The organism is Nocardia jiangsuensis (genome assembly GCF_042650385.1).
Lineage (GTDB): Bacteria > Actinomycetota > Actinomycetes > Mycobacteriales > Mycobacteriaceae > Nocardia > Nocardia jiangsuensis.
This window is the reverse complement of the sequence record NZ_JBHSAX010000004.1, coordinates 174,503-188,325: the sequence shown is the minus strand read 5'-3', so window position 1 is coordinate 188,325 and position 13,823 is coordinate 174,503. Positions and strand designations below refer to the sequence as shown.

At 70.4% G+C, this 13,823-nt stretch carries 12 protein-coding genes; 7 read left to right on the top strand and 5 right to left on the bottom strand.

The genetic code is table 11. The features are described from left to right. Positions 1-29 precede the first annotated feature (29 nt). The gene (locus tag ACFO0B_RS04655) at positions 30-1,172 is read right to left on the bottom strand and encodes a N(5)-(carboxyethyl)ornithine synthase (protein ID WP_378611026.1); all 1,143 of its coding nucleotides are present in this window, start codon (positions 1,170-1,172) and stop codon (positions 30-32) included. Positions 1,173-1,395: 223 nt separating this feature from the next. On the opposite strand from ACFO0B_RS04655, the gene ACFO0B_RS04650 reads away from it, so the two are divergent. Further along, positions 1,396-1,791, top strand: a complete 396-nt coding sequence (locus ACFO0B_RS04650) for a hypothetical protein (protein ID WP_378611025.1) — start codon at positions 1,396-1,398, stop codon at positions 1,789-1,791. Positions 1,792-1,823: 32 nt separating this feature from the next. Here ACFO0B_RS04650 and ACFO0B_RS04645 read toward each other — a convergent pair whose 3' ends face one another. After that, on the bottom strand, positions 1,824-2,573 hold the full coding sequence (locus ACFO0B_RS04645) for a GAF and ANTAR domain-containing protein (protein ID WP_378611024.1): 750 nt from the start codon (positions 2,571-2,573) through the stop codon (positions 1,824-1,826). Positions 2,574-2,652: 79 nt separating this feature from the next. Next, on the bottom strand, positions 2,653-3,375 hold the full coding sequence (locus tag ACFO0B_RS04640; protein WP_378611023.1) for a GAF and ANTAR domain-containing protein: 723 nt from the start codon (positions 3,373-3,375) through the stop codon (positions 2,653-2,655). Between the two features lie 568 nt (positions 3,376-3,943). On the opposite strand from ACFO0B_RS04640, the gene ACFO0B_RS04635 reads away from it, so the two are divergent. Together ACFO0B_RS04635 and ACFO0B_RS04630 are read left to right on the top strand one after the other, a co-directional pair. After that, complete coding sequence (locus tag ACFO0B_RS04635) at positions 3,944-4,783, top strand: SigB/SigF/SigG family RNA polymerase sigma factor (RefSeq protein WP_378611022.1); 840 nt, start codon at positions 3,944-3,946, stop codon at positions 4,781-4,783. Positions 4,784-5,048: 265 nt separating this feature from the next. Further along, positions 5,049-5,363: a DUF5994 family protein gene (locus tag ACFO0B_RS04630; RefSeq protein WP_378611021.1), complete on the top strand. Its 315-nt coding sequence runs from the start codon at positions 5,049-5,051 to the stop codon at positions 5,361-5,363. A 119-nt stretch (positions 5,364-5,482) separates the two neighbouring features. On the opposite strand, the gene ACFO0B_RS04625 is transcribed toward ACFO0B_RS04630, so the two are convergent. Continuing rightward, positions 5,483-6,751 (bottom strand): cytochrome P450 family protein, encoded by a 1,269-nt coding sequence (locus ACFO0B_RS04625; RefSeq protein ID WP_378611020.1) that lies wholly within the window; start codon positions 6,749-6,751, stop codon positions 5,483-5,485. A gap of 1,024 nt (positions 6,752-7,775) precedes the next feature. Here ACFO0B_RS04625 and ACFO0B_RS04620 point away from each other — a divergent pair. From ACFO0B_RS04620 to ligA, 4 genes are all read left to right on the top strand, one after another. Next, complete coding sequence (locus tag ACFO0B_RS04620) at positions 7,776-9,005, top strand: cysteine desulfurase family protein (RefSeq protein ID WP_378611019.1); 1,230 nt, start codon at positions 7,776-7,778, stop codon at positions 9,003-9,005. Continuing rightward, positions 9,005-10,105, top strand: coding sequence for a tRNA 2-thiouridine(34) synthase MnmA (gene mnmA / locus ACFO0B_RS04615; RefSeq protein ID WP_378611018.1), 1,101 nt, complete (start codon positions 9,005-9,007; stop codon positions 10,103-10,105). The genes ACFO0B_RS04620 and mnmA overlap by 1 nt, the downstream gene beginning before the upstream one ends. Continuing rightward, complete coding sequence (locus tag ACFO0B_RS04610) at positions 10,102-11,139, top strand: methionine synthase (protein ID WP_378611017.1); 1,038 nt, start codon at positions 10,102-10,104, stop codon at positions 11,137-11,139. Before mnmA ends, ACFO0B_RS04610 begins: the two co-directional genes overlap by 4 nt. 171 nt (positions 11,140-11,310) lie before the next feature. Then, on the top strand, positions 11,311-13,401 hold the full coding sequence (gene ligA / locus ACFO0B_RS04605) for an NAD-dependent DNA ligase LigA (RefSeq protein ID WP_378611016.1): 2,091 nt from the start codon (positions 11,311-11,313) through the stop codon (positions 13,399-13,401). Here ligA and ACFO0B_RS04600 read toward each other — a convergent pair. Continuing rightward, positions 13,398-13,781 (bottom strand): hypothetical protein, encoded by a 384-nt coding sequence (locus tag ACFO0B_RS04600; RefSeq protein WP_378611015.1) that lies wholly within the window; start codon positions 13,779-13,781, stop codon positions 13,398-13,400. The two genes, ligA and ACFO0B_RS04600, sit on opposite strands and share 4 nt — an antisense overlap. Positions 13,782-13,823: the final 42 nt, after the last annotated feature.

Genomic DNA, 13,823 nt, shown 5'->3' with positions numbered 1-13,823 from the left:
GTCCGGCCTGGTACGCGGGGACACCCGGCTCACCCGACGGCGTACGGGTAGGCCGCGGCGCGGCCCTGGAAGGAGAGGATCCGGGGATTCCGGATCCGCCCCGCCCGGATCTCGATCGCGCGCCGGATCGTCTCGCTGCCGTCCCAGGCGTCGGGGCCGGCCAGCACGGTCGGCAGGTACTCCAGCAGCGCCTCGGAGTTCTCCCAGGTGGCGGAGTTCCACAGGTAGGAGGGGCTGTGGTCGACGCCGTAGTTGTGCAGGTCGGCGCCGACGGTGAACATCGGGTCGGCGAACGAGGTCGGGCGGGCCCATTCGAAGCCCATGCCCGCGTCGCAGGAGACATCGACGAACAGGGTGCCGCGCGCGAACAGCTCCAGATCGTCGTTGTGCACGAACACCAGTGGCTCGTCGGTGTCCTGGAGCATGCAGTTGACGATCACGTCGTACTGGGCGAGCACCTGGGCCAGCGGGCCCGGGTCCGGCGCCTTCAGTGCCAGGACGCGGCCGGAATCGGCCGGATCCCGCTGGAAATGCTGCATCCGCACCGAGGCGAACGGCGAGGCGACCGCGGCGACGCTGCGCTGGGTGAACACCGTGACATCGCTGATCCCGAGCGCCGAGAGCGCCCGGACGGCGCCGCGGGCGGTCGCGCCGAAGCTGATCACGGCGGCGCGCATCCGCCGCCCGTAGTCGCCGGTGGAGCCGCGCAGCTGCAGCGCGTGCAGGACCGAGCAGTAGCCGGCCAGCTCGTTGTTCTTGTGGAAGACGTGGACGCTGAAGTTGCCCTCCTTCGTCCAGTGGTGCATCTCCTCCCAGGCGATCAGGGTCAGCTCGCGGTCGACGGCGAGCTGCGTGATCTCCGCGTCCTGCACGCAGTGCGGCCACCCCCACACGACCTGGCCGGGCCGCAGGTTCTGCAGATCCTCGGCCGCCGGCTTCGGCAGCAGCAGCACGTCGCACTCGGCGAACAGCTCCGCGCGCGTCCGCGAGCCGCCGACCAGCGGCGCCAGGTCGGCGTCGGAGTAGCCGAACCGGGAACCGTAGCCGTTTTCGAGGAAGACGCGGGCGCGCAACCCGACGTCGATCCGATCGAAGTGCGCGGGGTGGATCGCCAACCGGTGCTCGTCCTCTTTGCGGGAGGTCGCAACTACACCGATGGTCAGTTGCTTCACCGAACCAGTCTACCTACCGGCAGAGAGAAATCCGCAGGTCAGCACTGGGCCGCGGCCGCCGCCGCGAAGCGGATCGGTCATGGTTCGGGGCGTCGGGGGCCCGGTGTGCCCGCTCGGTCTCCGGATAGCCGGAAAGCGCAGAGGTCGGGCCGGAGCAGGATTGTGGTGGCCGACGGGGTAGCACGATGCCGACGGTTCGTCAGGTCGTGGAGATTGGTGTGTGGTGGCGTCGAGTTCGGTCGTAGCGGTGGAGTTCGACGCGCGACCCGAGCAGCTGGGGATCGGGCGCGCACTGAACCGGGCTGTCGGCCTCGGGCTCGGAGTGGCGGTCAGCGAGGCCGCCGATCTCGAGCTCGCCGTGCACGAGATCGCCTCGCTGCTGGTCGCGGCGGCGACGCCCGATGCCGTCGTGCGCTGCGAGTACACCGGGCACGACACCGTGATCGGGGTTCGGATCACCGCCGACACCCGCGTCGAGCCCGTGGCAGGCGGACTGGGCTGGCACATCGTGCGCGCGCTGGCAGGCGGCGTCGTGCTCGACTGCGGCCCGCCGGATCCGGGGCGCGGCGGGTACGCGGTGACCGTCGTCTTCTCGTGGCCCCATATCGGCGGTGTGTAGCGGGGCCCGCTACCGACCGGGTTCGGTGTCGGTCACAGGTCGGCGAGCACGGTGTCGGGGGTGACGGCTCCGGTGACCAGCTGCCTGGCGATGTCGGAGAGCCGGATGCTGCGCCTGCGGCCGTAGCCGCGGAGCGCCTGGAACGCCTGGTCCATGTCGACGCCGCCCGCGTAGGCGAGCACTCCCTTCGCCTGCTCGATGGCGATGCGGTTGGTCAGGGCGGCCTGGAGTTGCTCGGTCAGGACTTCGCCGCGGTGGATGGCGCGTTCCTGCAGGATGCCGATGGTCGCGGTGTCGGCGAGGGCCTGGGCGGTGCGCAGGTCCCTGGCGGGCAGGTGGCCGGGTTCGCGGCCGAAAAGGTTCATCGCGCCGATGGTGTCGCGGCGCAGTCGCATCGGGATGGCGTGCACGGAGACGAATCCGTAGTCGAGCGCGCGCGGCACGAACGAGGACCAGCGGTCGCGTTCGGCGCGGAGGTCGGCGATCGAGACCGGCTGCCCGGTGTGCACGCAGTCCCAGCACGGCCCTTCGCTGGTCTGGAGCTGGAACAGTTCCAGCATTCGCGTCTGTTCGGTGGACGAGGCCAGCACCCGCAGGCTGCCGCGCTGGTCGGACAGCACGATACCGGCGGCGGCGGCGTCGAACAGGCGGACGCAGTGCGACACCAGTTCGTGCAGGACGTCGGCGATATCGTAGTCGTCGACCAGGGTGTCTGCCATCCGCACGAAGGCGTCGACCAACCTGGCTTCTCGTTCGCCAGATGTCTTGATCGTCTCAGGCATCCGGGTCTCCTTCCTCTGTGTCGAGCGTAGTGCTCGGCAACTCACGTCGTCCGAGTCGTTGTCGGGTGTCCGGGCCGGTTCAGCACTGATCGAGGTCGTGCGGGTCGAGCCGGCGGGTGACGAGGTCGTCGGCGACCTCGGCGAGCGGGCGTCCGGTGCTGAAGGCGTAGCCGCGCAGCCGCGCCAGGGCGTGCTGGGCCGGCATCTGGAAGGCCGCGATGAGCATGCCCGTCGCCTGGTGGATGTGCGGGTGGTTGGCAGGCAGGTCGGTCCAGGGCGCGGTGCGGTGCTCGGCGCCCATTTCCAGCAGCGCGACGGTGACGGCGTCGATGATGCGCAGGGTGACGGCGAGGTCGGCGGTAGACAGCCATCCCGGCCGCGCGCGGTAGAGGGCGACGACTCCGAGGCAGGTCGCGCCGGTGACCAGAGGGAAGGCGTAGACCGCGGCGATGCGCTCGCCCCGCTCGGCGGCGAAGATCGGCCACCGGGCGCCATCGGGGGAATCGAGATCGGCGATCAGCACCGGGCGGCGGGTCTCGAAGGCTTCGAAGCACGGCCCCTCCCCGAGGCCGAACTGGCGGTTCTCGATCTCCGCGATGACGTCGTCACTGGTGTAGAGGGTTTCGCGGTTCCCGGTGTCGGCCATCAGCGAGACCGAGGCCCCGTCGATCGGCAACGACTCCAGCGCCAGCCGGGCCAATCGCGTGACCGCCGCCAGGCCGCCGCCGCTCTCGCCCATGGCGCGCAGCAGAGCGGCGCGGAGGTCGTCGCCCGCGCTGTTCGCCCGGTCACTCCCGGTCACCGGCAGGGACCTCTCCGCAGGGGCGTGCGACCTCGATCTCCGTCGTGTCGCCCGTTCCTTGCTCGCACTGTTTCCCCTCCCTGACGACGCGACCGGAACCGAGCCGCGTCCAGCGAGGGTCGGGGTACCGGCGTCGATCGCCGGTTACCCGACGAGCTGTACCCCCGATCGGCGCTGTCTCACATACCGGGGCGATCGCTGTTAGACTGACCTCGAGGACACGGCTGTTCCTCACATTCCGAAATTCTCCTCACTGTCCGTGACCCCGGCAGTCGTACAACGCACGACTACAGATGGTGTCATTGCGGGACAGATCGAGTATCTCCGCACGGTAGACGACGCGGCGTCGATCATTCGCCGCGAGCCTGCCGACGCCGTCACCGGGACGCCGGATTCAACAGCGAGACCGCCTCCCTCACCGGACGTTCGACAGTTTCCGCCGCCCAGATATTCGGCGCGCCGGATGCTGCTCTCGCAGGGAGTACACGATGCGGAAACCGCCATCGGATAACAGATATCGACCCTCGGACACGGTTGTGTTCGCCCGCGCTGCCGAGGAGGCAGGCCGATGAGCCCCGGCGTCGACACCCACACGGGTTCGGAATTCCTGGCGGCGCCGGCTCCCGCGTCGCGCAGGCACCGCGGCAGCGACAGCTACGACGATCTCGAGCCGCTGCTCGCCGAAGTGGCCGCCCTCGCGGCCGCCGACCCGCGCCGGACCATGCTCAGGGAGCTGGCGATCCGGCGGTGCCTGCCGCTGGCCGAGCACATCGCCCGCCGCTACTCCGGCCGCGGGGAGAGCCTCGACGACCTGGTCCAGGTCGCCAGGATCGGGGTCCTGTACGCGATCGATCGCTTCGATCCCGAGCGCGGCGCGAATTTCCTCGCCTTCGCGGTGCCGACCGTGATGGGCGAGGTCCGCAAGCATTTCCGCGACCACGCCTGGGCGATCCGGGTTCCGCGCCGGGTGAAAGAAATCCACCAGGCGCTCGGCCCCGTGACCGAGGCCCTGACCCACCGGCTCGGCAGGCCGCCGAAGGCGCGCGAGATCGCCGCGGAACTCGGTGTCGACACCGTCGAGGTCACCCACGCCCTGATCGCCCACAACGCGTACCGGTCGGTGCCGATCGACGCGGCTGCCCTCGACGACGATCAGGGGCCGCCCCGGGCCCTGGCAGGCGCGCTCGGTGCCGAGGAGCCCGAGTACCAGGTTGTGGAGGACTACCTCGCGGTCGAGCCCTTGATCGCGGCGCTCTCCGAGCGCGACCGCTGGGTGCTGAGGATGCGCTTCTTCGAGTTCCGCACCCAGAACGAGATCGCCGAAGTACTCGGAGTCTCCCAGATGCACGTCTCCCGTATTCTCTCCAGGACGCTGAACCGACTGCGCGAGCAGGCATTACGGGACTGACCGCCGATTCGTGCCGAGCCCTCGGCCACAGGTGCTGTGGTCCGGTCGGAGAACGACGAGTCACCGTCTCGACGACGAGGCCCGAGTTCTCCTGCGAAACCTCCCGGACACCATCGGCCTCCCCGCCTGTCGGTGCCCCGACCCGCCGCGCGCGAGGCGTAGGGTCGGCGGTATCCGGCGGCAACCCGCGCGCTGACCAGTAGAGGCTGCGTCGTCGCCGGATCGACGAACCGGCCTTTCCCCCCGGCCCCGACGGGAGCGTCCGATGACGCCGCCACCTGCCCCCGCGTCCCGTTTCGCTCAGCATCCGGACCCGAGCGGCTATGTCGATGCCACCTGGTGGCCGCGATCCGGCGACCTCGGCGCGGAACTGCCCGATCTGATCACCGCGCTCCAGCCCGAATCCTGGCCGATCTCGCGGGTGGTCTACGACCCGGCTGCCTGGTCGTCGGCGCCGCCGCACCTGGTGGTGGACGGCGCCACGGTCCGGCTGGATCCGTACACCTTCGAGCTGTCCGACACCATGTACGTCTACGGAGCCGACGGCATCGTCCTCGTGGTGCTGGTCGTCCCCGCCTAGGCCGGTTCGGAGCGCTCGCCGACGAAGCCGCCGTTGTCCGCTGACTCGGTGCTCCCTGAAACCACAGGTCAGGCTCGGTCTGGTACCGGGCCTGACCTGTTTTGTCTCGACGACCGGGGTCAGACCAACAACGGGCGGCGGTCCGCGTCGGCGCTGGACACGGGATGAGGTCCAGTGGGTGCGGCCGGTCGGACCGGCAGGCTGGTCAAGCCATGGATCAGGAGGCTCTTTCGCCACCTCAGATCGCTGAATTCCCCGTCGAGCGATATCTCCGGGAACTTGGCCAGCAGTCGCGAGATCGCGGTGGTGGCCTCCACGCGGGCCAGGGTGGCGCCGAGACAGTGATGGATGCCGTGTCCGAAGGCGATGTGCCTGCTTTCGGGTCGTTCGAGGTCGATCCGGTCCGGATCGGCGAACCGCGCCGGGTCGCGATTGGCGGCGGCGAGCGAGATCAGGATGAATTCGCCCGCGTCGATATCCGTACCGCTCAGTGTGATCGGGGCGGTGGTGTAGCGAGCCGTCGCCACGTGCAACGACCCGTGACAGCGCAGGATCTCCTCGAGATAGGCGGGAATCGCTTCGGGATCGGTGCGCAACCGCTCGGCCGTTGCCGGATCGCGGAGCAGCTCCAGTACCGAGTTGCCGATGAGATTGACGGTGGTCTCATGCCCGGCTATCAACAGCAGGAGCAGCATGGCGATGAGTTCGTGCTCGTCCAGGCGGTCTTCGTGGTCTTTCGCGATGATCAGTTGGGAGAGCAGGTCGTCGCGGGGGTCGTCGGTGCGTTCGGCGATCAGATTCGTCAGGTATGTCAGGTAGCTGACCCCGGCGGCGGTGCGTTCCTCGATCGTGGCCGAGTCGCTGACGACCACGGCGGTCCACGAGCGGAACTCTTCCTTGTCGGCGTCGGGGACTCCGAGCAGTTCACAGATCACCGCGGTCGGCAGCCGGAATGCGTAGCTGTCGATGAGGTCGACGCTCGTTCGACCGCTGATGTCATCGAGGAGGGTGTCGGCGATCGAGGTGATTCTCGGCTGGAGATCGCGGATGGCGGGACCGGCGAATGCCTTGACCACGAGACGGCGCAGCCGGGTGTGCTGTGGCGGATCGGCGAACAACATGTTGTCGCTGATGGCGGTGTTGAACAACTCGGCTGCACCGTTCTTGGCCAGCACAGCCTGTCCCTCGGGCGACCCGATGCGTTTACTGATGGTCGGCTCCGCGAAGGCCTGTTTGGCTACCTCGTGATCGACGATCAACCAGCCGAGTACACCGTCCAATCGAATTCGGTGCAGGGGACCGCGCTCACGCAGCGCCCGGTAGGTCGCATGCGGATCCTGGTAGAAGTCGTCGGTCAATTCGAGGATTTCCATCGCGCCGGTCACCACCTACCGCCGGGTGAAAAGGCGGCCGAGCTCGAGTCCATGTAGTGCACAGTCCCTCAGTCCTTTCGGCGAACGATCTGACTTGCGCGCGATGCCGTCCGGATCGAGTAATCGATCAGGAGTGCATCAGCGAGAGGTCGAGCAGTGTCGATCGGGTGAACCAGGGAGCCCCTGCAGGCTAGCCGTGGCCGCTGTCCACTGAACCTCCAACCCGTGACGCAGTCATGTGCAAGTTCGGGGTGCGAGAGGTGAATTGCCGTGAACGGAGCGGGACGAGCCCTCGGGGGATGGTAGGTGCCTGGTGGTGTGGGGGTCAAGGGTCCGAGTCCCCTCAACTCCATTCAAATAGCAGGTCAGGCCCGGTCCTGAACTGTTTTCCAGTCTCGACCCCCCGTAAATCCCCTTTTTGGGTTGTGTATCGAATCGCCGCAACAGTCGGCATGTGAGGTTCTCCCGCTTCTGTCGGAGGTCGGGACCGGGTGGTAGTAGATGGCTTCGAACCCGTCGGGTGAGCCGGCCGAAGAAGTTCTCCATGAGGGCGTTGTCGTAGCTGTCACCGACCGAGCCCATGGATCGGGCGATCCCGTTGTCGGTCAACCGGTTCGCGAACGAAGCGCGGTACAGGTCGAGCCACGGCCGCTGTGGTGGACCGGGCCGGCGCCGCGCGTGACCCGCCCGACCCCGGTCCCGCGCCGGGTGAGCATCGCGTGGACCCGCAGTGATCCGTAGGTGCCCGAGGGCTGGGCGAAATAGGCACTCGTAGAACGCAGGATGCCGTTGACCCGTTCGAGTTCGGTGACCTGTTCGCGCAGCCGCTTGTTCTCCTCGGCCGGATCGTCGGTTTCTTCGCCCTGGGCTGGAGAAGGGCAGTGCAGGTGCCCCGAGGTTGCAGGTTGCCGAAAGTCGCGGGGAATATCGTCGTGACCGCATCCGCTTACAGACAGTGGGCCGAATCGTAGACAGATCGTAGAGGACCGGGGGATACGCCACAGATGCCCAGGTCGTGGTGGGATAGGGTTTATTGGTCATGAAGTCGGCTTGCCCGGGCACCCCCGCACGCGCGGTGCCCAAGACGGTCTACCTCGATCACGCGGCAACCACACCGATGTACCCCGCCGCCCTCGAGGCGATGACCGCTGCCCTCGGCCGGGTCGGAAACGCCTCCTCGCTGCACGGATCGGGGCGGGCGGCGCGCCGGATGCTGGAAGAGGCGCGCGAGTCGATCGCGGCGGATCTGGGCGCCCGGCCGTCCGAGGTGATCTTCACCTCGGGGGGTACCGAGAGCGACAATCTGGCGATCAAGGGCATCTACTGGGCGCGGCGGGATGCCGAGCCGCGGCGGCGCAGGATCCTGGTCGGCGCCACCGAGCACCACGCGGTGCTGGACGTGGTGGAGTGGCTGGAGCGGCACGAGGGCGCGGAGGTCACCTGGCTGGCGGCGGACGGCGAGGGGTTCGTGACGCCCGCGGTGCTGCGGGCGGCGCTGGACGAGCAGGGCGACGAGGTCGCGCTGGTCACGCTGATGTGGGCGAACAACGAGGTGGGGACGATCGCGCCGATCGCCGAGCTGACGGCGGTGGCGCGGGAGTTCGACGTTCCGCTGCACAGCGACGCGGTGCAGGCGGCGGCGCAGCTGCCGATCGACACCGGTGCCGTCGGGCTGGCCGCGGCGAGCTTCGCGGGGCACAAGGTCGGCGGGCCGCACGGGGTCGGCGTGCTGCTGCTCGGCAGGCAGGTGCCGTGTGTTCCGCTGCTGCACGGTGGCGGGCACGAGCGCGATCTGCGCTCCGGGACCTCGGATATTCCGGGTGCGGTCGGGCTGGCGGCGGCGCTGCGGCAGACGGCGGCGGAGCTGCCCGCGCGCACGAAGGAGCTGTGGACGCTGCGGGACGCGCTGATCGACGGGGTGCGCGCGGTCGATCCGGAGGCGGTGCTGAACGGCCCGGCCGGGGCGCTGCGGCTGCCGGGCAATGCCCACTTCACCTTCCCCGGATGCGAGGGCGATTCGCTGCTCATGCTGCTGGACGCGGCCGGGATCGAGTGCTCGACCGGCTCGGCCTGCACCGCAGGGGTCGCGGGGCCGAGCCACGTGCTGGTGGCGATGGGGGTCGAGCCGTGGCAGGCGCGCTGCTCGCTGCGCTTCTCGCTCGGCCACACCTCCACCGAGGACGATGTGGAGACGCTGCTCACGGTGTTGCCGGGAGTGGTGGAGCGGGCCAGGGCGGCCGGGCTCACGAGCGCGAAGGGAGCGTACTGATGCGGGTTCTCGCCGCGATGAGCGGCGGTGTCGACTCCGCGGTGGCGGCGGCGCGCGCCGTCGACGCCGGGCACGACGTGGTCGGGGTGCACCTGGCGCTGTCGGCCACCCCCGGCACGCTGCGCACGGGGTCGCGGGGCTGCTGCTCGAAGGAGGACGCGGGGGATGCGCGGCGCGCCGCCGATGTGCTCGGGATTCCGTTCTACGTGTGGGATTTCGCGGATCGGTTCAAGGAGGACGTGATCGACGATTTCGTCGCCTCCTACGCCGCGGGTGAGACGCCGAACCCCTGCCTGCGCTGCAACGAGAAGATCAAGTTCTCGGCCTTGGCCGATCGGGCGGTCGCGCTCGGTTTCGATGCCGTCGCGACCGGCCACTACGCGCGGCTGGCGGACGGGGTGCTGCGGCGGGCCGTCGATGCCGACAAGGACCAGTCCTACGTGCTCGCGGTGCTGACCGCGCAGCAGCTGAGCCGGGCGATGTTCCCGGTCGGTGACACTCCGAAGCCGGAGATCCGCGCCGAGGCCGCCGCGCGCGGGCTCGCGGTCGCGGACAAACCGGACAGCCACGACATCTGCTTCATCCCGTCGGGGGATACCAGGGCGTTTCTCGGGGCGAGGATCGGCATCCGCCCCGGCGCCGTCGTCGACGCCGACGGCCGGAAGCTCGCGGAGCACGAGGGGGTGCACGGCTTCACCATCGGCCAGCGCAAGGGGCTCGGGCTGCCCGGGCCAGGACCGGACGGAAAGCCGCGCTACGTCACCGGGATCGATCCGGACTCCGGTGAGGTCCGGGTCGGCTCGGCCGAGGAGTTGCAGGTCTGGACGGTGCGTGCCGAGCGGGCGATCTGGACCTCCGGCGCCGCGCCGGACCGGGCCATCGACTGCGTGGTGCAGGTGCGGGCGCACGGCGGGACGGCGCCCGCGGTGGCCGAGGCCACCGCGACCGGGCTCACCGTGCGGCTGCGCGAGCCGCTGACCGGGGTGGCGCGCGGTCAGGCGGCGGTGCTCTACCGGCCGGACAGCGCCGGTGACGAGGTCATCGGCAGCGGGACCATCGCGGGCACCGAGAGCGCCGCGCCGCTGGCGGAGGCGCGGTGAGCGCCGCCGTCGAGGCCGTGCTGCGTGGCGGGGTCGCCACCGGGGTCGGGTCCTGGCCGGGGACCGATCCGCGGGAGGCGGCGGCGACCGTGGTGGGGGAGTTGCCCGGGTTGGCGCACCTGGTCGAGTTGCCCGAGCGCGGGGTCGGGGCCGATCTGCTCGGGCGGGGGTGTGCCCTGCTGGTGGATCTGCCGTTCGACACCACCCCGCGGGGATACCGCTTCGCCGCCAGGCCGGGTGGTGTCGCCCGGCACGCGCGCGACCTGCTGCGCGCCGATCTGGACGCGCTGGAGGAGGCGTGGGAGCGGGCCGGATCGCCCGGCATCGGGCGACCGGTGAAGCTGCAGGTGGCCGGTCCCCTGACGCTGGCTGCCGAGGTCGAGCTGGTCAACGGGCACCGGGTGCTCACCGACCCGGGTGCCCGCCGCGACCTCGCCGAATCACTGGCCGAGGGGCTGGCCAGGCACGCCGCCGAGGTGGCGAAGCGGTTGAACGCGCCGGTGGTACTGCAACTCGACGAACCCTCCGCCGCCGCGGTGCTGGAAGGGTCGCTGCCGGGGACGAGCATGCTCGACTCGGTGCGCCCGCTGCCCGAACCGGAGGCGCTCGACCTGCTCGACACCGTGATCCGGGCGCAGTCCGCGCCGGTGATCGTGCACAGCTGTGCCGCGCCGCCGCTCGCGCTGTTCCGCCGCAGTGCGGCGGCGGCGCTCGCGCTCGATGTCGCGGTGCTGCGGACGGCCGATCTGGACGGCATCGGTGAAACGCTGGATGCCGGGAAGCTGCTGGTTCTCGGGCTGGTGCCGAGTACCGCGCCCGCGGGGGAGCCGGGCTGGCGGGAACTCGCCGCGCGCGGGGTCCGGCTGGTGGATCGGCTCGGGTTCCCGCGCCGCACGCTGGCCGAGCGGGTGCTGGTGAGTCCGGCCTGCGGGCTGGCGGGCGCGACCCCCGAGTGGGCGCGCCGCGCACTGGATCTCACCGCCGATATCGCCCGCGCCTACACCGAGGAACCGGAGACGCTGGAGGCGGAGTAGGTCCGCGTACGCGTATGTCGCCTGCTTCGCGCTCGACTGATTTTCCGCCTTGCGATCGGCTGAAGATCTCGTAGTCCTGGTTCGCGCATCGTCGAGCTGATCGGTTCGCACCGCACCGACGTGCGGCGATCCGCCCGGGCGAGGTCATACCCCTGGACTATCGTGCCAGTTGTGACCGAACCCGAGGCCCCCGCTCCGGCCACGGCCGAGGAGCAGCGCGCCTGGCAGCAGCTCGCGGACGAGGTGCGTGCGCACCAGTTCCGCTACTACGTGCGGGACGCGCCGATCATCACCGACGGCGAGTTCGACACGCTGCTGCGCCGCCTCGAGGCCATCGAGGACGAGCACCCCGACCTGCGCACCCCGGATTCGCCGACGCAGCTGGTCGGCGGCGGCTTCGCCACCGACTTCACGCCGGTGGACCACCTGGAGCGCATGCTCTCGCTGGACAATGTCTTCGACCTGGACGAGCTGCGCGCCTGGGCGGGCCGGATCGAGGCGGAGACCGGGCCCGACCTGCACTACCTCTGCGAGGTCAAGATCGACGGCGTCGCGCTGAACCTGGTGTACCGGAACGGGACGCTGGAGCACGGCGTCACCAGGGGTGACGGCCGGACCGGCGAGGACGTCACGCTCAACGCGCGCACCATCGACGACATCCCGCACGTGCTCACGCCGAGCGAGGCGTTCCCGATTCCGGAGCTGCTGGAGGTGCGCGGCGAGGTCTACCTCCGGCTGGCGGACTTCGCGACGCTCAACGCCGCCATCGTCGCCGACGGCAAACCGCCCTACGCGAACCCGCGCAACACCGCCGCCGGGTCGCTGCGGCAGAAGGACCCGGCGGTGACCGCGCGCCGCGGGCTCCGGATGATCTGCCACGGTCTCGGCCGGATCCGCGGCTACGCGCCCGCTTCGCAGTCCGAGGCGTACGACGCGCTGGCCGCCTGGGGGCTGCCGGTCTCCCCGCACACCCGGCGGGTGCGCGGGATCGACGCGGTGATCGAGCGGGTCGCCTACTGGGGCGAGCACCGGCACGATATCGAGCACGAGCTGGACGGTCAGGTCATCAAGGTCGACGAGGTCGCGCTGCAGCGCAGGCTCGGCTCCACCTCGCGCGCGCCGCGCTGGGCGATCGCCTTCAAGTACCCGCCGGAGGAGGCGACCACCACGCTGCTCGACATCAAGGTGAATGTCGGCCGCACCGGGCGGGTGACGCCGTTCGCGGTGATGGCGCCGGTCTCGGTCGCTGGCTCGACGGTCTCCATGGCAACGCTGCACAATGCCGCCGAGGTGGTGCGCAAGGGCGTGCTCATCGGCGACACGGTCACCATCCGCAAGGCGGGCGATGTGATCCCCGAGGTGCTCGGCCCGGTGGTGGACGCCAGGCCCGCCGACGCCCGCGCGTTCGAGATGCCGACGCGCTGTCCGGAGTGCGACACGGTGCTGGCTCCGGAGCGGGAGGGCGACGCCGACATCCGCTGCCCGAACACCCGCTCCTGCCCGGCCCAGTTGCGGGAGCGGGTCTTCCACGTGGCGGGGCGCGGCGCCTTCGATATCGAGGCGCTCGGCTACGAGGCCGCCGTCGAGCTGCTGCGCTCCGGCGCCATCACCGACGAGGGCGACCTCTTCGACCTGGACGAGCCGCGGCTGCTCGGCACGCCGCTGTTCGTCAACAAGAACGGCAGCCTCTCGGCCAATGGCAGGCGGCTGCTGCAGAATCTGGACGCGGCCAAGGAGCGGCCGCTCTGGCGGGTCCTGGTCGCGCTGTCGATCCGGCACGTCGGGCCCACCGCGGCGCGGGCGCTGGCCGCCGAGTTCGAGACCATGGAGCGGATCGGGGCCGCCACACTCGAGGAGCTCGCCGCCGCCGACGGCGTCGGCCCGACCATCGCGGCCGCGGTGGCCGAGTGGTTCACCGTGGACTGGCACCGGGCGATCGTGGACAAGTGGCGCGCCGCCGGGGTCCGGATGGCGGACGAGCGGGACGCCGGGATCGAGCGGAACCTGACCGGGCTGTCGATCGTGGTCACCGGCTCGCTCGACGGCTTCTCCCGGGACGAGGCCAGGGAGGCGATCCTGGCGCGCGGCGGCAAGGCGGCGGGGTCGGTGTCGAAGAAGACGGCGTTCGTCGTGGTCGGCGAGGCGCCGGGCGGCAAGGCGGCGAAGGCGGAGGAGCTCGGCGTGCCGATCCTGGACGAGGACGGCTTCCGCACCCTGCTCGCGGCCGGGCCGGACGCGGTGCGCCCGGCCGCGGCGGACTAGCTCACGGAGACGGTGACGCCGGTGGTGCCGCGCGGGTCGAACTTGGCGCAGTGGTTGTTGCTCAGCTCGACGGTGCGGCGCAGCTTCTTGCGCTCGCTCTGCACCTCGACCACGACATTCGAGCCGTTGTTCGAGCAGACCTTCACCACCGCGGGGCTCATGCCGTAGCCGGTGCTGCCGGACTGGCAGGTGTAGGTCGAGTCGTGGAAGAAGATGCGGGCATTGCCTTCGGGACACTCGAAATCGGCCTTCGCGTCCGGGGCGGCGAGCACGAGCCCGAGCGCGACGGCGGCGACCGCGCAGCCACCGGCGACGACGCGCACCGCGGCGGAATCCGGCCGCGGCGCGGCAACGGCGGTGACGGCAGCATTTCGATTCATGGGGCGACCACCTGTTCGCGACGGGTCCGGCAGGATGCAGCC

Bases quoted from the DNA above. Each gene is read 5' to 3' on its own strand.
- ACFO0B_RS04635 (WP_378611022.1), top strand. From the start codon at position 3,944: ATGAGCCCCGGCGTCGACACCCACACGGGTTCGGAATTCCTGGCGGCG.
- ACFO0B_RS04600 (WP_378611015.1), bottom strand. From the start codon at position 13,781: ATGAATCGAAATGCTGCCGTCACCGCCGTTGCCGCGCCGCGGCCGGAT.
- ACFO0B_RS04630 (WP_378611021.1), top strand. From the start codon at position 5,049: ATGACGCCGCCACCTGCCCCCGCGTCCCGTTTCGCTCAGCATCCGGAC.
- mnmA (WP_378611018.1), top strand. From the start codon at position 9,005: ATGCGGGTTCTCGCCGCGATGAGCGGCGGTGTCGACTCCGCGGTGGCG.
- ACFO0B_RS04620 (WP_378611019.1), top strand. From the start codon at position 7,776: ATGAAGTCGGCTTGCCCGGGCACCCCCGCACGCGCGGTGCCCAAGACG.
- ACFO0B_RS04645 (WP_378611024.1), bottom strand. From the start codon at position 2,573: ATGCCTGAGACGATCAAGACATCTGGCGAACGAGAAGCCAGGTTGGTC.